We start from the raw sequence: 19,885 nt of genomic DNA, 5'->3' as shown, positions 1-19,885 counted from the left end.
CTACCCCATTGCTCCCATTCCTCTCATTGCTCCCATTCTTAAATCCTCTCCAGCAACCCCTTCAACGCATCCACCCAAACCGGGTGCGCATTCAAGCACGGAATAAACTGGAATGCCTCGCCACCGTTCGTCAAAAAATCGCTCTTTGCGCGCATGGCGATTTCCTCGAGGGTCTCCAGACAGTCCGCAGTGAACGCGGGACAGATCACCGCGAGCCGTTTCACGCCGTGCTTGGGTAACGTCGGGATCACGACATCGGTGTGGGGTTTGATCCAGGGATCGCGGCCAAGGCGTGATTGAAAGGATATCGAGTACTGCTCGGGCGCGAGCCCGAGTTTCGCTGCCAGCAACCGGCTCGTTTCATAACATTGTGCGCGATAGCAGTGCTGGTTCGCATCGATAATCGCATCGCAGCACGACGTACTCGCCAGGCAATGCGAGCCGGTCTTGTCGCTTTTCTTCACCTGCCGCTCGGGCAGGCCGTGATAACTCATCAACAATAGATCGGGCTTGAACGATTCCAAATACGGATTCACGACCGCAACCCACGCATCGATGAACGACGGCTCCGCGTAGCACGGCGGCAGCACGGAAATCGGCGGTACGTTCCACCGCTTGCCTGCAAGCGCGTAGACGAGTTCGAGCGCGGAACCGTTCGCCGCGGACGAGTACTGTGGAAACAGCGGCGCGACAATCAGCCGATCGATGCCCTTCGACATCAATTGCTCGAAGCCCGCCTCGATCGACGGAGTGCCGTAACGCATGCCAATCGCGAACTCCACGTTCGGCATCTTTTGTTTCAGCGCATCCATCAGTTCGTTTGAAATGACCAGTAAGGGCGAACCCTTGTCCGTCCACACCTGGCTGTACGCATGCGCGGAGGCCTTCGGGCGCGTCCGCAGAATGATTAGGTTCAGCAGTAACCACCGCACAACTGGATTGATATCCAGCACCCGCGGGTCGGATAGAAATTGCTTGAGATAGGTCCGTGTTTCCGGCGCCCGCGGCGCGTCGGTCGAGCCGGTATTGATCAGCAGGACGCCTGCGCGCTCATTTGGATACATTTCGTCGCATCCCTCTGAATCCGCTTCTAATGGGGATTCACGATTTCGCTTCGTGTTGATTCGTGCTCGTGCTCCTACTCGTCATCGTACTCGATCGTCGAATATCGAGCCGAACAAACCACGAGCACGACGACGAGCAGGAGCACGAGTGCGGGAATCAAACCATGCGAATGCTTGTACCGGCTACGCAAACGGGTCGCGGTGCTGAATGGTCTGTTCTCTGCCCGGGCCGACGGAGATCAGGCTCACCGGCACGCCGATGAGTTCTTCGACGCGGTTGAAGTAGGCGCGCGCGGCCTCGGGCAATTCGTCCCACGTGCGGCACGTCGAGATATCGCGCTGCCAACCCGGCATCTCTTCGTACACTGGGCGCACTTTCGCGAGCTTCGCGGTTTCCGCGGGGAAGATTTCAGTGCGTTTGCCGTCGATCTCGTACGCAACGCAAATCTGAATCGTGTCCAGCACGCCCAGCACATCGGGTTTCGTGAGGACGACGTTCGTAGCGCCGTTCAATTGCACCGCGCGGCGTAGCTGCACGGAATCGAGCCAACCGCAGCGCCGCGGGCGGCCCGTCGTCGCGCCGAACTCGTGCCCCGTCGCGCGCAGGAGATCGCCGGTGCCGTTGAGCAGTTCGGTCGGGAAGGGGCCTTCGCCCACGCGCGTCGAATACGCCTTCACGATGCCGATGACGCCGGTGATTGCACTCGGCCCGACGCCCGCGCCGGCGCACACGCCGCCGGCGAGCGTCGTCGAACTCGTGACAAACGGGAACGTGCCGTGATCGAGATCGAGCATCGATCCCTGCGCGCCCTCGAACATCACGCGCTTGCCCTGCCTCAACACGTCGTGGACCATCGTCACGGCGTCCGCGACGAACGGCCGCAGGCGGTCCGCAAACGGTGTCGCGTCGCGCAACACCGTGTCGTAGTCCAACTCGGCCTCGCCGAACGACTGCTTCAAGATCGTGTTCTTGTACGAGAGCGTGTCCTTGAGTTTTTGCGCGAACGATTCAGGGTCGACGAAGTCCGCGAAGCGAATACCGAACCGGTCCGCCTTGTCGGCGTAGGCGGGGCCAATGCCGCGTCCGGTCGTGCCGATTTTCTTGTTGCCGCGAAACTTTTCCTGCGCGCGATCGAGCACGCGGTGATACGGCATGATCACGTGCGCGCCGCTCGAAATAAACAAACGGCCCTTGTAGTCGCAGCCCGACGCGTCGAGGTTGTCGAGTTCCTTGCACAATACTTCGGGATCGAGCACCGTTCCGTTGCCGATGATGCACACGGTCTTGTCGTGGAGGATGCCGCTCGGGATGAGGTGCAACACGGTCTGCTTGCCGTTGACGACAACCGTGTGCCCGGCGTTGTTGCCGCCCTGATGGCGCACGACCATGTCGGCCTGGCTGGTCAGAAAGTCGACGACCTTGCCCTTGCCTTCGTCGCCCCACTGCATTCCGACAATAACGAATCCCGGCATTGCCGTACCTCTTACTTCTTACCGCCGAGATTGCCGAGATCGATCCCGGCCTTCTTCAACTCGGCTTCCTGGACCTGTTGCGCGCGCACGACATAGAACTGCTGCAACTCCGCAATCATGTTCGCGAGCAGTCCTTCTTCCTCGGGCGTCAGGTTGCCCTTCGTCTTCGTGCGCAGCATCATCAGCGTGTCGATGCAGTACTTCGCCTCGACGATGTCCACCATGACCTGCTTCGCGTCGCGCTGCGCAATGAGGCCCAACGCGTACGCGCACTGCGCCGCGAGGCTCTGCAAAAGCCCCGCGAAGGACGGCTCGCCCGCCGGCGCGCCATCGCTGCCGGCGTCGCCCGCATCGCCTTCCGGCGCTTCGGAACCGGCCTTCTTTTGCGCCTCTTCCTTCTCGCGCTGGACCTGGGCTTTCCAGTCCTCGTCGATGAATATCTTCGGTTCGTCCGCCATGGCGGCTACCTCCACGGGCACTAGGCCCGGCCGCTATTTCTTCTTGTGACGGTTCGCGCGACGACGCTTCTTCCGCTTGTGCTTGGCGATCTTCGCGCGCCGCACCTTTCTTCCGCCTGCCATGATGGCCTCCCTTGTTACCAACCGTTCATGCGTATCTGATTTTCGGAGGGCCGGTTAGTACAACCGCTCTCCGCCGCTATCCGTTCTGCATCCACCTGTCGTCGGGCATCGCGTGATCGAACAACTCCTCCGGACGGAAGTAAATCGCGATCTCCCGCTTCGCCGTATCGAGCGAGTCCGACGCATGGACGAGATTGTTCTGAACCGTCAGCCCATAGTCGCCGCGAATCGTGCCGAGATCGGCTTCCTGGCTGTTCGTCGCGCCGTTCAACTTGCGCACGGCCGCCACGGCGTTCTCCCCTTCCCACACCATCTGCACGGTGGGTCCGGACGTTATGAACTCCAGCAGCGAAGGATAAAACTTCTTGCCCTTGTGCTCCGCATAGTGCTGCTCGGCCAGCGCGTTCGACACGACCTGCATCTTCATGCCGACGAGCTTCAACCCCTTGCCCTCGTAGCGCCCGATAATCTCGCCACACAGCCGCCGCCCAAAAGCGTCCGGCTTGATCATTACAAAAGTGCGTTCTACCACGCTCGATTCCTTGCTCCGGTTGACCCGCAGGTACGCCGTGCCGAGGCAAGGCTCGCCCGTATCAACCCCTAACCCATTGGAAAAACCGCGCGCCAGCCGCGCAGGCCAGTAGCGTAACAAATGGCGGCTTTCGGCTGCAACAGGCCGCGTAACCTGTTGCTACCCCTGCCCGGCTGTGTTAGAATCCGCTGGGTTAGGGAGATACATCCGCTATGAAGCGTTTTGCCAGCTTTGCCAAGGTATCGGTCGCGTTCGTTCTCATCGCACCGCTCGTGCTGCCCGGGTGCGCCCGCGCCGCGAAGGACACCACCGGGTTCACGATGGAAGACTCGATCACCGTCGCAAAGCCGATGGACGAAGCGTGGCAAGCCACCAAGGCCGTCTTGCGCGAATTGGAGATGGACATCTACACGCGCGACAAGCGCGGCGAATTCGTTGCCTTCACCCCCATGAAGCGCCAGCTCTACGTCGGCACCCCCCACCGCACCAAGCTGACCATCACCCTGACCGAGGCAACGGCCAATTCGACCACCGTCAACATCCAAACCGTCGCCCAAGTATACGGGGTAACCCTCCTAACCTACCCCGACTGGCATGATCGCAAGGCCCCGCACAACAACGAGGCCGTGGCGATCATCGAGTCCCTCAAAGCCAAATCCTCGTAGGATTCGGCTAAATTCACTATTTTCATTTATCGCACTTCTAGAACCACGCTATTTTTGCCTCTTTTTGCGTAATTGCAACGCAATCCGTGGAATTGAAACTCGTAAATCTCGTAATTCCTATATTGCTTGCACTATGCGTAGTCAAGTGATATAATCCCCCTTGGAGAACGAGACTCCGGAAAGCGAGCGTGATATGTTGTCAATGGTCGAAGTCAAATGCCCCCATTGCGGAGTACGCGGCCAGATCATGTTGCCGCCGCTGGGGGCTATCATCGTCGGGCCATGCCCGAACTGCGACGAACTCGTCGTCGTGTTCTGCGGCCGGGTCCTGCCCCTGAATAAGGACACGATGGTCAACGGCACTCCGGAGCAGAAACACGAACACCTCAAGTCGGTCTTGGTGGATTTCATGGACGACCGCATCCGCAAGGTTGTCGACCAGTTGACCCCCGAGGTGACCGAAGGGCTCCATGACTATACGCCCGAAAACGACGATTACGTTCCGAGCTCGGACACCTTGACCGAACCGTCCGCGCCCGCCGCCATCATCGACGAGAGCAAAGCGATTACCGACAACGAAATCGACAAATTCATCCGTTTTGATCTGCCCCGAATCGATAACAAAGACTATTTCCGCGCAATCTTCGAATAATCGAACCTGATGCGAACAAGCCGAAGGCCCCGCGCTCCCATCGGAGCGCGGGGCCTTCGGTCTTTACAACTGTTGTCCAACTCGACCGACCCGTCTGGCACGCTGGACCGGACTGACCATCTAAAACTACCTCACCCCCAACTGCTCCCCGGCCTTACCCTGCGCAATGAGCGACACGTAGGTCTCGAGCTCTTTCTGCACCGCGGGATCGGTCAGATCGATCGTCTTCTGCTTCTCTGCGGAGAGGTATCCGGCCTGGCAGAGCTTCGTGATCTCGAGCCCGTACTCCCAGTCGAGCAATGCGTCCTTGCCTCGGCCAAACGCCTGCACCGCGTCGTCGATTTCGTCAACGTAGCCATAAAGGTCGGCTTCATTCGGCTGAACGGTAAGCAACCCGCGCGTGGCGGTCGCCTTCTCGAGCGCCAGTTCCGCGTTCGCCACCGCCTCGGCCGCCGCGTCGCCGATAAAAATCTCAAGCGGCGATTTCAGCGAATTCACCTCGAACGCATAGCCCGGCCCGAGGCCGTCCATCAGCAGGCGCAGGCCCTGCTTGTCGTACATCCACGAGTTGGTGAACTGTGCCTTGACCTTTTGCTTCGTTTCGGGGTTCTGGAACGTGACCATGCCCGTCGCAAAATCTTCGGCGGGGACCTTTGAATAGTCCACGCCCATGCGATCGAGCAGTTGCTTGCGGTATTTCGGTATACCCCACTTCAACAGTGCGACTTCTGCGTTCACCGCGACGGGCTTCAGGAAGTTTGGCGCCTTGCCGTGCGGCGTCAGCGCGAACCACGACACCGCGATGCTGTGGCATCCCATATCCGAGAGCACGCCACCGCCCTGCCGCGTCGGGTCCCAGAACCAGCCCTCGTGCGGGCCCGCGTGCTCCTCGGCGGACCGCGCCAACGCGACGGGCCCCATCTCCTTGGCAACCGGCGCAAGCTGCGCGAGCGCGTTCTTCACCGCCTTCATGTGAATCTGGTTCTCGAAGTACGCCGTCGGCATCTTGGCGTCCTTCATCAGACGCACGAGGTCCTTCGCCTCGGCCACGGTACGGCCAAGCGGCTTCTCGCACATCACGCCTTTCAACGCGGCCCCCGCCTTCACCGCATCCGCGATTTGCCCGACGATCTCGACCCGCGCAAAGTTCGGCGCAAGCACGGCGACCGCGTCGCTGTTCTTGCACAGTTCGGCGATGGTCGAATACACCTTGCAGTCGCCGAGACCGTGGCTCTTCGCGTAGGCCGCCAACTCGTCCGCGCCCTTCAGCGCGTACACCCCCGTCAGGTCCGCCCCGCGCACGTAGCGCAACGCCGACGCCTGAAACTTTGCGATGAACCCCGCGCCGATGAAGCCAATCCTCATTCGTTCCATGGTATGCCCCCAATCGTTAGTGCCGGAATCCGGCATGAAGTAGTGTGATCGGTTCGGTCCCGCGATTGGCGCGCCGCCCGCATGCGGCGCACACCCGGTCATCAGTATATAGCGCGGTCCGCAGCGAATTGAAATGGATTCCGTCCTCGTCGGACCGTTGGACTTGTCGCCCGCCGCCTCGTATGCTCTGCGAACGACGCGGCGGAGGGAGGTCCGCGACCGGCATGGCTAATGTCCTTTATTTCACACCGTTCGCCTTGTATCTCGGCGCGGTGGTATTCGTAACGCTGACGACGCGAAGCACGTCGGAAGATTCCGATTACTTCTTCGCGTCGAAGCAATTGGGCACCTTCCGCGCGCTGTTGTCCGTGGTGTCGTCCGAGACCTCGGTTGCGACGACGGTCGTATTTCCCGCGGCGGGATTGACCGGCGGCTATACGCTGGTGTGGCTCCTGCTCGGCTACATCGTCGGGCGCACGGTCGTCGCCATGTTCTACCTGCGCGCGCTGTACGTTTCGTCACGGCTGACCATCTACCAAACGATGAGCGGTCATCACCAAATTCTCGAGGGCGCGTACCTGCTCGCGAAGTACATCTCCGGCGGCGCGCGATTCTTCATTGGCGGCTACGCGCTGCACCAGTTGCTTGGTTGGCGCACGGAGTTTTGGGTGCTGGTGGTCGCCGTATGCGTTGCCGGATACAGCCTGACCGGCGGCCTCCGCGCCGTCGTCGTCATGGACCAGATTCAAAGTGGTCTGCCTGTTTTCACGGGAATCTTCCTTTGCTTCTATCTGTGGTGGCTTGTTCCCCATGACGCAATTCAGGCGCCCGCCCTCTTCGATTGGGACGTCGACAAGTCAACGTTTACGCCGGTGATGTTTCTCGGAGGCGTCGTACTGTCGATTGGTTCGCATGGCGCCGATCAGGACATGCTCCTGCGCATTCTTTCGACAAAGAGCTTCAACGACGCCCGCCGCTCGCTGGTACTCTCCGGTTTTGTCGCGGCAGGACTTATCAGTCTATTCCTTACCATCGGTTTCCTGCTGCAATTCGCCGGCGTGGGCGATCTCAACGCGAAGAGCCCCCTCGCGGATTACGTCGAGAAGAGCAACGTACCGCTGCTCAAAGGCGTGTTCCTCGTGCTGCTCGCCGCCGCTGCGATGTCGTCGCTCGACTCGACGATCCATTCGACCGGCGCCATCTGGAAATCGCTGATGAACTCGAAACTCGCGGGGCGCTACTGGTCCTCCCTCTCACTGTTCATCATGATCGCCTTCGCCATCACGTTCTCTGTAATTGACGCGCAGGAACGGCACAAGGATTTCCTCGCGCTGTGCATGGGGTCGATGAACTACGTCAACGCCGGCCTCATCGGCATCTTCACCGTGTTCACGTTCTTCCCGCGCCGCCTGTCGTTCCCCGGAGTGGTCGCGGCTCTGCTTGCCGGTTTCACCGTCACGGCGGTATGCGAATGGGCGTTCGCGGCCCCGCTGCCCTGGACGCGCACCGTGCTGCTTGCGTCCGCAGCCGCATTCCTCTCGTGCTACGGCATGGGGTGGGTAGCGCCACCAAAGCCACGCCAGGAGCCGACTCCACCCAACTGACGCGGTTTGACCCGCTCTTTCCCCGCTTGTTACAGTCGCCCCCAAGGGCAGCGGAAATAGGGGGCAATTATGCTGGGCGAATTCCGTTGGTTGGACTTTGTGGTGCTCGTCGTGTATTTCGCATCGCAAGTGGCGATGGGCCCGTACTTCGCGCGGCGCGCAAAAAGCACCGAGAGCTACTTTGTTGGAAACCGATCGTACCCCGGATGGCTGCTCGGCATCTCGATGTTCGGCACGTCGATCAGTTCGATCACGTTTGTCGGATATCCCGCCGACGGATTCAAGACCGCGTATCTCCGTTACCTAATCTGCATCACGCTGCCCATCGCAATTCTGGTCGCGTCCATTTGGATACTTCCGTTCTTTCGCAGGACGCATATGACCTCCGCCTTCGAATACCTCGAAGGGCGCTTCGGCACCGGCACCCGCATGTACGCCGCGCTCATGTTCCTTTTCAGCCAGTGCATTCGCGTGAGCCTGATACTTTTCCTCGTCTCCACGTTGGTGCACGCGTTGACCGGTTGGAACACGACTGCGTGCATTCTCGTCGGCGGTGCTGTAACCGCGTTCTACACCGTCCTCGGAGGCATCGAAGCCGTCATCTGGACCGACTTCATTCAATCCATCGTGCTGACCATCGGCGGCCTGCTCATATTAATCGCTGTCCTTTGGAACTTGCCCGGCGGCATTTCGACCGTGTTTAGCGTCGCCGCGGCGGATGGCAAGTTCATGCTCGGCGACCCCGACCCAATCACAAAGCAATTGACGCCGGCGCCCATCTTCCCGCGATCGCTCGGCGAAATATGGAACACAAAAACCGTGGCGATGGTAATCCTCTACGGTTTCTTCAACTGGATGACGGAATACAGCAGCAACCAAAACGTCGTTCAGAAGTATTGCGCCGCGAAGACCATTAAGGACGCCCGGCGCGCCATGTGGATCAACTGCCTGTGCAGCCTGCCGACGTGGACCTACTTCATGTTCCTCGGCACAAGCCTTTACGTGTTCTACAAGCTGAATCCCGATTCGCTTGTGTCGCAGATGCTCTCCGGCGAGCGAAAAGCGGAGGAAGTGCTGCCCTACTTCGTGAGCAAGAACATGTATCAAGGTGTTTCCGGTATTGTGATTGCCGGTGTGCTCGCCGCGGCCATGTCCTCGCTCTCCTCCAGCATCAACGCCATCTCCGCCGTGAGTGTCACCGACATCTACAAGCGCCACATGAAAAAGGACAAGACGGACCAGCACTACGTGTGGGTCGCAAAAATGATCTCCTTGGTGAGTTCGTTGATTATGATCGGCGGCGCGTACTGGCTCTCGACGGCCGACAGTATGACGTTGCAGGACACGGCAACGAAGCTCAACTCGATCAGCGCCGGCGGCCTGCTGGGCCTTTTCATGCTCGGGTTCCTGACAACGAAAGGCGACGGTCGTGCCGTATTCATCGGAATTCTATTTACTCTGATCTTCTCCACAGCGATTTCGTTGTACGAACTCAAAGTTTTCCTCAAGTTTGCGCCCGGTTTCCACGACATGATCAAAGCGAACTTCGACACGTATTACACAACGATCCTCGGTAACTTCGTCATGTTCCTGACCGGCTACTTCATCGGGTCACTCCTCCCCAAGCGCGAACGCAATCTGACAAATCTGACGGTGTGGACGCAGGACAAGTCGCAACCGGCCACCTAACACCATGCCCGCCGCAAACGAAATCGAGACCGCATACCGCGCTATCCACGATCGCATCAGTACGTTCATTGCGGCCCAAGACGGCTCGCCGTACCGCGAAGACAATTGGGACTACGAGCGCGGCACCGGTGGCGGCGTAACACGCGTGTGGGAAAATGCCGGTCTCATCGAAAAAGGCGGCGTGAACTTCTCCGCCATTCGCGGCGATTCGCTCCCACAGGCGGCGGCGACTGCCTTCAAGGTCCCCTTCGGAACGCCGTTCTTCGCGACAGGCGTCAGTCTCGTCATTCATCCGCGCAACCCGCACGTGCCCACCATTCACATGAACGTCCGATACTTCGAAGCGGACGAACACTGGTGGTTTGGCGGCGGCATCGATCTAACGCCGTACGTGCCGGTACACGAGGAAGCCGCCGCGTTTCACCGTGCGTTGAAGAAGTTATGCGATGATGCCGGGGAAGACTACGCGCACCACAAGAAAACCTGCGACGAGTATTTCTTCATCAAGCATCGCAACGAAATGCGCGGCGTGGGCGGCATCTTCTTCGATCACCTGCGCACGGTGAAAAACAAACATCTCGCGTTTACAGCGGCGCTCGGCAACGCGTTCAACGACATCTACGCACCGCTCGTCGCCGCAAACCGCGACAAACCGTTCACCGACGCGCAACGCGACTTCCAACTCTACCGCCGCTCGCGCTACGTCGAATTCAATCTCGTCTACGATCGCGGCACGCTCTTCGGCCTGCAATCGGGCGGCCGCATCGAGTCGATTCTGATGTCCCTCCCCGCCGTCGCGCACTGGCGCTACGACTGGGCGCCCGAACCCGGCACGCCCGAACACGAACTGACGACGGTATTCCTTCAGCCGCGCGATTGGATCGCGAACCGTTAAAGCAATCGCATTAATTGCGTAGGCTCACAATCGATCCCCTGGTCGTACTCGTCTCTACAAATGAGCGCGTGCTGCAATCTTCTTGTAATCGTAATCGATAGCTGGCGTTCGTCCTCAATACTGTCCATCCTGTCTATCCCGTCCACGAACCTGCATTCGTTCGGCTAAAGCTGTGCCAAATGATGACTCGTAATCGTCCTCGTCCTCGTAACCGTAATCGAGTATCCGGCTTCGATACCGAGCTATGCCCGCGCTCGTAGCTGCGTAAATTCCTGAATTGCGCCGGCGTATCCGCCTTCCGTCCACGCACGAGACCCACTCGATTCGCGCGCTCGGACCGAGGATTCCTCGGCGCGATTCGCGTAAGATGAGCGAATGCATACGGCGCCATCGCCAAAAACCGTTCTCATCACCGGTGCCACCGGCACTGTGGGTAGCGGGCTCGCCCGCCATTTCGCCGCGAAAGGCCACACGGTGGTCCTCGCCGCCCGCGACAAGCAACGCCTGCACGCCCTCGCCGAGCAAATCCGCGAAGCAAAAGCCTATCCCATCGATCTCGCGAACGCGCGCTCGATCGAAATGCTGGCGATGCACTTGCAGGCCGACGGCATCCGCCCTGACGTGCTGATCAACAACGCCGCGGACGTCACCTCCAAACCGCTGCTCGAAACTTCGCTCGAAGAAATCGACCACATCATCCGCGTCAACGTCACCGGCACACTGCAACTCTGCCAGGTACTCGGCCGCGAAATGGCCATGCGCGGTTCCGGCGCCATCGTGAACATCTCGTCGCTCGCCGGCTACAAACCCAACCCCAACCAAACCGCCTACAGCATCTCCAAAGGCGCGTTGAACGTCGCCTCCGAAGCGCTGCGCGCGGAACTGAAGCGCTACAACATCCATGTCGTCAACGTCGCCCTCATGGGCGTCGGCCACGGCCCCGCGCAGGTCCCCGTCGACCAAGTCGCCCACCGCATCGAACGCGCCCTCCACAACCGCGAACCCGAAATCTTCTTCTACCGCCGCTCGAAATGGCTCATGCGCCTCTACGCCGCGTTTCCATGGCTGGCGCGACGCACGTAAGCTGAGTTGCAGCGTCTACTATTCTCGGATGAAGCGGGGCTACCCTGGGTAACCGTGCGCCCCACCCCTCCCGTCTTCAACCCGCTAAGGGTTGCAGAGTCGTCACGCAAGCGTGTTCAATAGATGCGCAAGCTGTCGCACGAATAACCCCACGGGGCGCAATCCGTGAACTTCGCGATCGCACATGTGCTTCTGAACGCCGCGGCCTTCGCCGCCGCCGGCGATCCTGCATCGCTCGATCACTTCGAGTCGCATGTCCGCCCGCTCTTCATCGCGCACTGCATCCAATGCCACGGCCCTGAAAAACAGAAGAACGGCCTCCGCCTCGATTCGCGCATCGGCTGGATGACCGGCGGCGAACGCGGCCCTGCCGTCGTTCCCGGTGACGTCGAGAAGAGCAACCTCATTCAGGCCGTCCGTCACACCGATCCGCATCTGAAAATGCCGCCGGACGAAAAACTTTCCGATGCCGAAATCGCCGCGCTCGAACTCTGGGTCAAGAATGGCGCGCCCGATCCGCGCGAAACCGCCGATACGCCCGCGCCGCGCGAAAAAGCCGACCCCAAAACCTTCTGGTCGTTTCAGCCCATCCGCGATCTTGCGCCGCCAACCGTGAGCAAATCGGAATGGGTACAGAATCCCATCGACGCGTTTGTCCTTGCGCAGCTTGACGAAAGAGGCCTCTCGCCCGCACCGCGTGCGGACGCGCGCACGCTTGTCCGCCGTGCCTACGTCGATCTCATCGGCCTTCCGCCCACTCCCGAACAAGTCGACACATTCGTCAGCGACCCCTCGCCCCGAGCGTGGTCAAAACTCATTGATGAACTGCTCGCATCGCCACACTACGGCGAACGCTGGGGACGCCACTGGCTCGACGTCGCGCGCTACGCCGACAGCGGCGGCTTCGAAACCGATATCTACTACGCAAACTCATGGCGCTACCGCGACTACGTCGTGAAATCGTTCAACGACGACAAACCCTACGACGTCTTTGTGCAGGAGCAAATCGCGGGCGACGAACTCTGGCCGGGAGACATCGCGCAGGACGGACAATACAAAGTCGCCGAGGAAAAACTCCGCCGACAGGAAGCGCGCATCGGCACCGGTTTCTACACGCTGTCGCCACAAATTCACGAATCGAACATGGACGGCGGCAAAATCCGCTACGAAACCTTCACCGACTGGGTCGATACCACCGGCGCCGCCTTCATGGGCCTCACCATGAGTTGCGCGCGCTGCCACGACCACAAGTTCGACCCGCTCACGCAGCAGGACTACTACGGCCTGCAAGCGATCTTCGCCGGCAGCAAACTGGTCCGCGAATACGTCGTCCCGCCGATGAGCGTCGCGGATTACCACCAGTACTACCCGCGCATCATTGCCGTTGACGAAGCACGCCGCGCCGTGCGGCTCTTCGACGCCCGCGTCAAAGGGCGCGAACTTTCCGACACCGCGAAGGCCGAGCGCCAATCGCTATTGACTAAACTCGCGGAGAGCGTGCTCGCCTTGCAGGAGAAAACCGCGCAGGGCGAACCCTTCGACGGTCTCTACGACATTCCATCCGCATCGATTCTGGGTCACGAAGAACCGGAACTGGTTCCCGCCATACACGTCCTGAATCGCGGCGAACTCACCCAGCCGCGCGAACACGTTTCGCCGAATCTCCCCGCGGCCCTGCGCGACGCCAGCGGCTGGAGCGAACCGGTTCCCAACCTGCGCGGCGCGCGCGCGGCGCTTGCAAAATGGCTCACCAGCCCCACGCACCCGCTCACGTCGCGCGTCATGGTGAACCGCATATGGCAGGGCCACTTCGGACGCGGCATCGTTTCAAGCGTGAACGATTTCGGTTTGATGGGCCAGCGCCCGACACACCCCGAATTGCTCGATTGGCTAGCCACCGAATTCATGCGCGCGCGTTGGAGCATCAAACACATGCACCGCGTCATGATGCAATCGTCCACCTATCAAATGGACAGCGTGTGGCAGAATGAAACCAACCTCGCGATCGATCCGGCGAACAACTACGTCTGGAAAATGAATCGCCGCCGCCTCGAAGCAGAAGCGCTGTGGGACGCGATCCATTCCGTCGCCGGCACGATCAATCTAAAGATGGGCGGACGCCCCGTCGTCCCGCTGCTCGGACCCGACGAAGGCGCCCCCATGTTCTGGACCGTCTCCGCCGATCCCGCCGACCACACGCGCCGCGGCCTCTACATTCTTCAGCGCCGCAACTTCCGCTTCCCCATGTTCGACGTCTTCGATCTTCCCGTCAACGCTGTCAGCGCACCCGCGCGCGACACAACAACCGTCGCGCCGCAGGTCCTCTGGCTCATGAATAACGCAACTGCGGTGAAACAAGCCGAAGCCTTCGCCGCGCGCCTGATGACCGAACAGGGCCTAGGCGCCGACGCGTGCATCGCCGATCCCGGCCCGCTCGTCGAACGCGCTTGGCGCGTCGCCCTCGGCCGCTACCCCACGACCGACGAAACCTCCGAGGCCCTCGCGCTCATGAACACCATCGCACCCAACGCAACCAAAGACGGCCTCACCCAACTCTGCCGCGCAATCTTCAACCTCCAGGAATTCGCGTATGTGGACTAACACACGCCCACCTATACAATTTCGTGCTCTCGTTCGCGCTTGTGCTCGTGCTCGTGCTCGTAATCGTGCTCGTGCTCGTGCTCGTAATCGGGTTGTTCTCGTTACCAAATTTCTATTTGGTAACGCGCTCTTGAAAAGCTCTGCTTTGATCGGTCTTCACCCATGAACCCCCATCACTGCCATCGCCACCAAATCGCGATCGATCGCCGCGACTTTCTCCGCAAGTCCGCCTTCGGATTCGGCGCCGCCGCGCTCGGCTCGCTCCTCGCGCGCGACGCCACCGCGTCATCCGTCAATCCGCTCGCGCCCCGCGGCACCCACTTCCCCGCGCGCGCCGACCGCGTCATCTTCCTCTTCATGACCGGCGGCCCGAGCCACATGGATACCTTCGACCCGAAACCCGCGCTAACCAAATTCGACGGCCAAGCGCTCCCCGACAGTTTCAACGTCGACGGCCTCGACCTCCAATTCATGAAAGCCACCGACGGTAAACTCATGGCTTCGCCGTTCCCCTTCACCAAACACGGCCAGTCCGGTCTCGAAATCTCCAGCCTCTTCCCAAACCTCGCGCGGCACGCCGACGACCTCTGCGTCATCCGCTCGTGCTACCACGACTCGTTCATCCACGGCCCCGCGCTCGGCCTCATCAACTGCGGCTCCACGCTCCTCGGCCACCCGAGCTGCGGCGCGTGGGTCACCTACGGACTCGGCTGCGAATCCGACAGCCTGCCCGCGTACATCGTCATGAGCGACGGCGCCTACCGCGCCGGCCCCGCCGTCGCCTACGGCAGCGGCTTTCTCCCCGCGATTTACCAGGGCACCACCATGCGCGCCGAAGGCACGCCGATCTCCAACCTTACCCCGCCCATCCCCGCGGACAAGCAACGCGTCGTGCTCGACGCGCTCAATACATGGAACGGACGTTTCCAGGCCCAACGCCCCGACGATTCGCGTCTCGCCGCGCAACTCGCCAACTACGAACTCGCGTACCGCATGCAGACCGCCGCGCCCGATCTGATCGATCTGACCAACGAACCGGCGCACATCAAAGACATGTACGGCGCCGAAAAAGACGCCACAAAAAAATTCGGCCGCATGTGCCTCCTCGCCCGCCGCATGGCCGAACGCGGCGTCCGCTTCATCCAGCTCTACAACAACGACTGGGACGGCCACGACTCCTGCGCGAAGAACCACGAGCAAAACGCCGCCCGCATCGACCAGCCCATCGCCGCCCTCATCGCCGATCTAAAACAACGCGGCCTACTCGACACCACGCTCATCCTCTGGGCCGGCGAATTCGGACGCACCCCCGTCATGCAAGGCGACAAAGGCCGCGACCACAACCCCTACGGTTTTACGGTATGGCTGGCCGGCGGCGGCGTAAAAGGAGGCCAAGCCATAGGCGCCACCGACGACCTCGGCTTCCGCGCCGTAGAACGCAAAGTCCACGTCCACGACCTCCACGCCACCCTCCTCCACGCCCTCGGCTTCGACCACGAAAAACTAACCTACCACTTCGAAGGCAGAGCACGAAGCTTAACGGATGTGTTCGGGCATGTGGTGAGCGATGTGTTTGCATAAAATGTCAACGCGTGACCAGAACTCTTCGGTGTGCAAGTCAACGAATACTTTTGCAGCACGAGGAGACTCTGAATCGGACAAGTTAGTGACTGTTTGCTGTTCGGCCTCTCGCGTGTCTAGAATTGCATATGCTCGTAGCGATGGCTGAATAGATCAATGAGAATTCGATCCAACTTCCGAACATCATATGGCCAGACCTATGTTGGTGATTCCTTGAACTTGATGCAAGAACAATTCAAGGATGATTCCGTTGACTTGATCATGACCAGTCCTCCCTTTGGCTTGGTCCGAAAAAAGTCATATGGAAACGTGGAATCTGAAGAATATGTCGCGTGGTTCAAGCGATTCGGTAGCGAGTTCAATCGCATACTGAAAGCAAATGGTTCTCTCGTTATCGATATTGGGGGGGCATGGATTCCCGGGCAGCCAACTCGATCACTTTATCAGTATGAATTGCTTGTCATGCTCTGCAAAGACATCGGATTTCACTTGGCTCAAGAGTTTTTCTGGTGGAATCCGGCAAAACTCCCGACCCCAGCGGAGTGGGTGACGGTGCGCAGAGTCCGATGCAAAGATGCCATCAATTGCGTATGGTGGCTCTCCAAGACACCCTGGCCCAAGGCGAGCAACCGCCGCGTCTTGGCTGCGTACAGCGATTCAATGCACAATCTGCTCAAGAATGGATACAAAGCAAGACTTCGGCCTAGTGGGCACGATATCAGTGCCAAGTTTCAGATCAATAATGGAGGTGCGATTCCACCTAATCTTCTGGCCTTTCCAAACACCGAGAGCAATTCGTTTTACATGAAGTATTGTGCCCACAACGACCTTGCCCCGCATCCAGCGAGGTTTCCAAGTGCGCTGCCCGAATTCTTTATTCGAATGTTGACAAATAGAGGTGACTTGGTTTTTGATCCGTTTGCGGGCAGTTGTGTGACGGGTGAAGCTGCGGAAAAACTCGAGAGAAGGTGGGTATGCTGCGATCTTGTGGACGAGTATATTCGCGGTGCGCAGGGAAGATTTGAACGTTCACAGGTTGACGTAGGCTCGACCAGGGGAGCCAAAGCTGAAACGTACAGTGTACCCAACCCACTTGCTATGGCAAGCGACGAATCTGATCTGATTTCCGCTGATGGCGGAAAAAAACGCGCACTAACTACACCAAGAAAGCGATCGCCAGATAATGGCACCTTGTCTATTCTCGGTGAAAGCAAGTTGAAAAAGGGAAAGGTATCTGGGAGAGGACAGATGCGGCTACTCGAAGAACATGCCAAGTATTCAGCCAAGAGAAGAAAATAAGGCGTGCCAGCGCTGAGCGAAAGTCGACTCCGAGCGACCCTCCTGGCGGCACTTCCAGGCGCCACAATCCTGGAGGACTCGGGCCATACCAAGCCCATTGTACTGAATCTGCCCGAAATCGGGCCTTGTCGGATCTACCTCTGGACTACAACACCCGACGCATCTGCGCACGGTAGGCCGGCCGGAGAGCATAAAGCTCAGATCATTCTGCCCGGAACCGAACGGGGAAGCCGACAAATTCTTGATTTGTCAAGTGTTCCGACGGCCCTCCTGGGTTATAGTCCGCTATTTGGCGTGTTCACGGCTTGGGACGCGCGGCTTCATCCGGACAATGGTTATAGCAAGAATCTTCAATTCAAAGAAGAACTACTAGAAACGTGCCTACTATCTGGCTGGGCCGTTGGAGATATCCGACGAACTGAAAGAGGCGGCGAGAGCCGTGTCGCTATCCACCCATTGCATCTTCAGGAGTATTTGAAAGCTATGGCAGATGCAGACGCGAGCGGCCTTCAAGACGAAGAGCGGCGCCAATATCTGCAATCGCATGTTCCTAGGATAATTGAAAACTTGGAAGCTCCTGATGAGCCTCCATCACCATCAGAACCGAGACGGCGTGTCGCATCGTCGCGACTCAGCAGGTCCGCGCAATTTGCGAGGGCAGTGCTCGGACAGTATGATAATGCTTGTGCAGTGTGTGAGACTCAGCTGCGTATTGTTGAGGCTGCGCACATCATACCTGTGCATGACGAAAGGTGTAGAGATGAAAGCTGGAACGGAGTCTCTCTTTGTCGCAACCACCACCGTTTATTTGATCTCAGAATTCTTCGCGTCAATACCTCTGGCACGGTGTGTGTTCAAGAGGATGATGTAAACTTTCTTCGGCAACTGGGAATTCTAGGTGGATTTGATCGAATTGTCGAACCATATATCGGGTCCTGCATAAAGCTACCGCGCTTCTACCATGACGATGCTCGCTTGCGGCGACAGTTTCAGAATGCACTCAAGGTAGTACACTCACTTTGACAATCTACGAACAGCGAACAATCGGGTTTCTGGATTGTCCCCGTTTTCAAAGCTGTGTTTTGCATTACCCTATGCCCACGCGCTCACGGCACCGCATCGCCGATAACGAAAGCGTCTACTTCCTCACCTCGACCGTCGTCGAAAGACTTCCGGTATCCACGAGCTTCCAATACTTCGAATTCGTCACCAACTCTCGCCTACTGCCGCCAACACAATGGCCTCCGCCACTACGCCTCGGTAATCCTCGACAACCGCATCTACCCCATCGGCGGCGCGGACGATATCAGCGGTGTCGTCCAGGAATCCAAACTCCATACCGCAACGGACGTCCTCGAACTGGCGACATCACCAAGAACCGGCACATCTGCGCCAATCTGCGTCATCTGCGGACACCGCTTTCCGCGTGGTCCGTGATATGCACGGTCAAGGCGTCAACGAAAACGTGTTATCGCTGTCGTCGGTCGTGTTCGAGCCCTTCAGGCACTTGACGCGGATGGTGTAATCGATCCCCGGGATAAATTTGTCGGGATTGATGTTCCAATTAAAGGAACCATCGTTATCGGTCTGTTTTACAATCTTCTTGATCGGTTGCCCGCCCTGCAGCAGTTGAATCCGCACTCTGGAACAGCATCCCGCGCCGCCGCTCCACCTGATTTCTTTTGTACTTCCTATTTGCCACAGTTCGCCGCCATCCGGCTTTTTGACGGTTAAGATGCACGGTCCTTTAACGGCTGTCGTTGTGCGCGCCGTTTCATCGCCGGGGCTGGATTCCGCGGTGTCGGATGTAATCGACACCGTGCCTTCAATTGCGTCAACGGCATCTTCCTTCACCGTTACTCTCGCCTGAAATTGCGCCGACCCCTCGTTCGCCATCTGCGATTTCGTGAAAGATAATACGCCGGCGCCGAAAACGGGTGGTGTCGAAATGGTCCAACCCGCCGGGCTGGTTAGCGATGTGAACGATGTATTCGGCGGCGTGAGCATCACGCCTTCGACATTAAACGCGGTCCGCGGACCATCATTCGAGATCGAAATGTCGTAGGTCAGCAAGTCCCCGGGTTCAACGGAATTCGGCGAAGCATCCATGGAAACGACAAGATCGGTCGCCGAATCTATTTTGGTTTGCTCCGTATCCGAATCGTTTCCGGGATTGGTATCGGTCGTGGCGCTCCCGCAACTCGCGGACGCCTGGATAGTGCCCGCAGCCATGTCGCTCACGCTCACGCGAATTACAAATTCCGCAGCCTCCTGATCGACGAGCGAAGTTTTTGTGCAAACGACCGTGCCGGTGCCGCCAACGGATGGCGTGGTAAAGCTCCAGCCAGCGGGTGCTGTCGCGCTGGTAAAGGTGGTTCCGCTTGGGATTGGCATGGTCATGACGACAAGATCCGCCGCCACCGGACCGTTGTTCTTGAGCGAAATGATGTACGTCAGTATTTCGCTCGGGTTCACCGGATTTGGTGAGTCGGCAAGCTTTATCCCGAGGTCCGCAGATCCGCCCTTGTCGTCCTGAGCACTTGCGGACATGACAGAAGAATTAATGCACGCGAGAACCAACGCGACAACGACGCAAATCGGATGGAAGGACGCGACGAAGGAATGCCCAACTTTCACCCTAAGACCCTCCCACAGCCGGACAGCATAAACGGGATTGCGCGCATCCCATTACTATACGCAGAATCGAACCTCATCCAATCCTCTTGTCCCAAGTCCAACGCGGAAACGCGTATGAAACCCACTGCAGACTCCACACTCCGCGCGATCCGCGA

At 59.0% G+C, this 19,885-nt stretch carries 16 protein-coding genes; 10 read left to right on the top strand and 6 right to left on the bottom strand.

The window, feature by feature from the left end; translation table 11 throughout:
• Positions 1 to 38: 38 nt before the first annotated feature.
• From hemH to ndk, 4 genes are all read right to left on the bottom strand, one after another.
• Positions 39 to 1,064, bottom strand: a complete 1,026-nt coding sequence (hemH, locus tag HUU46_02715) for a ferrochelatase (protein NUM52534.1) — start codon at positions 1,062 to 1,064, stop codon at positions 39 to 41.
• A gap of 183 nt (positions 1,065 to 1,247) precedes the next feature.
• Positions 1,248 to 2,537 carry an adenylosuccinate synthase gene (locus tag HUU46_02710; protein ID NUM52533.1) on the bottom strand — a complete coding sequence of 430 codons (1,290 nt, stop codon included), beginning with the start codon at positions 2,535 to 2,537 and terminating at the stop codon, positions 1,248 to 1,250.
• Positions 2,538 to 2,548: 11 nt separating this feature from the next.
• Positions 2,549 to 2,995, bottom strand: a complete 447-nt coding sequence (locus tag HUU46_02705) for a DUF1844 domain-containing protein (protein NUM52532.1) — start codon at positions 2,993 to 2,995, stop codon at positions 2,549 to 2,551.
• 199 nt (positions 2,996 to 3,194) lie between these two features.
• A complete protein-coding gene (gene ndk, locus HUU46_02700) occupies positions 3,195 to 3,650 on the bottom strand; it encodes a nucleoside-diphosphate kinase (GenBank protein NUM52531.1) in 456 nt (151 codons plus the stop codon).
• 212 nt (positions 3,651 to 3,862) lie between these two features.
• On the opposite strand from ndk, the gene HUU46_02695 reads away from it, so the two are divergent.
• Together HUU46_02695 and HUU46_02690 are read left to right on the top strand one after the other, a co-directional pair.
• Positions 3,863 to 4,315 carry a hypothetical protein gene (locus HUU46_02695; GenBank protein NUM52530.1) on the top strand — a complete coding sequence of 151 codons (453 nt, stop codon included), beginning with the start codon at positions 3,863 to 3,865 and terminating at the stop codon, positions 4,313 to 4,315.
• Positions 4,316 to 4,508: 193 nt separating this feature from the next.
• Positions 4,509 to 4,967, top strand: a complete 459-nt coding sequence (locus HUU46_02690) for a hypothetical protein (GenBank protein ID NUM52529.1) — start codon at positions 4,509 to 4,511, stop codon at positions 4,965 to 4,967.
• Between the two features lie 126 nt (positions 4,968 to 5,093).
• Here HUU46_02690 and HUU46_02685 read toward each other — a convergent pair whose 3' ends face one another.
• The gene (locus HUU46_02685) at positions 5,094 to 6,341 is read right to left on the bottom strand and encodes a Gfo/Idh/MocA family oxidoreductase (GenBank protein NUM52528.1); all 1,248 of its coding nucleotides are present in this window, start codon (positions 6,339 to 6,341) and stop codon (positions 5,094 to 5,096) included.
• 224 nt (positions 6,342 to 6,565) lie between these two features.
• On the opposite strand from HUU46_02685, the gene HUU46_02680 reads away from it, so the two are divergent.
• The 8 genes from HUU46_02680 (at position 6,566) to HUU46_02645 (ending at position 18,116) form a co-directional block, all read left to right on the top strand.
• Entirely contained in the window at positions 6,566 to 7,945 is a 1,380-nt protein-coding gene (locus HUU46_02680; protein ID NUM52527.1) for a hypothetical protein, read from the top strand.
• A gap of 135 nt (positions 7,946 to 8,080) precedes the next feature.
• Positions 8,081 to 9,634 (top strand): sodium/solute symporter, encoded by a 1,554-nt coding sequence (locus HUU46_02675; GenBank protein ID NUM52526.1) that lies wholly within the window; start codon positions 8,081 to 8,083, stop codon positions 9,632 to 9,634.
• 4 nt (positions 9,635 to 9,638) lie between these two features.
• Positions 9,639 to 10,529 (top strand): oxygen-dependent coproporphyrinogen oxidase, encoded by an 891-nt coding sequence (gene hemF / locus HUU46_02670; GenBank protein ID NUM52525.1) that lies wholly within the window; start codon positions 9,639 to 9,641, stop codon positions 10,527 to 10,529.
• Positions 10,530 to 10,904: 375 nt separating this feature from the next.
• The gene (locus HUU46_02665) at positions 10,905 to 11,612 is read left to right on the top strand and encodes an SDR family NAD(P)-dependent oxidoreductase (GenBank protein NUM52524.1); all 708 of its coding nucleotides are present in this window, start codon (positions 10,905 to 10,907) and stop codon (positions 11,610 to 11,612) included.
• A 165-nt stretch (positions 11,613 to 11,777) separates the two neighbouring features.
• On the top strand, positions 11,778 to 14,213 hold the full coding sequence (locus HUU46_02660; protein NUM52523.1) for a DUF1549 domain-containing protein: 2,436 nt from the start codon (positions 11,778 to 11,780) through the stop codon (positions 14,211 to 14,213).
• A 162-nt stretch (positions 14,214 to 14,375) separates the two neighbouring features.
• Complete coding sequence (locus HUU46_02655; protein ID NUM52522.1) at positions 14,376 to 15,794, top strand: DUF1501 domain-containing protein; 1,419 nt, start codon at positions 14,376 to 14,378, stop codon at positions 15,792 to 15,794.
• A 156-nt stretch (positions 15,795 to 15,950) separates the two neighbouring features.
• Positions 15,951 to 17,093, top strand: a complete 1,143-nt coding sequence (locus HUU46_02650) for a site-specific DNA-methyltransferase (GenBank protein NUM52521.1) — start codon at positions 15,951 to 15,953, stop codon at positions 17,091 to 17,093.
• 483 nt (positions 17,094 to 17,576) lie between these two features.
• A complete protein-coding gene (locus HUU46_02645; protein NUM52520.1) occupies positions 17,577 to 18,116 on the top strand; it encodes an HNH endonuclease in 540 nt (179 codons plus the stop codon).
• A gap of 423 nt (positions 18,117 to 18,539) precedes the next feature.
• On the opposite strand, the gene HUU46_02640 is transcribed toward HUU46_02645, so the two are convergent.
• The gene (locus HUU46_02640) at positions 18,540 to 19,730 is read right to left on the bottom strand and encodes a DUF11 domain-containing protein (GenBank protein ID NUM52519.1); all 1,191 of its coding nucleotides are present in this window, start codon (positions 19,728 to 19,730) and stop codon (positions 18,540 to 18,542) included.
• Positions 19,731 to 19,885 lie beyond the last annotated feature (155 nt).

The sequence above is a fragment of the Candidatus Hydrogenedentota bacterium genome, from assembly GCA_013359265.1.
Classification (GTDB): domain Bacteria; phylum Hydrogenedentota; class Hydrogenedentia; order Hydrogenedentales; family SLHB01; genus JABWCD01.
The sequence above is the reverse complement of the archived record's forward strand: the minus strand, read 5'-3'. Positions and strand labels throughout refer to the sequence as shown.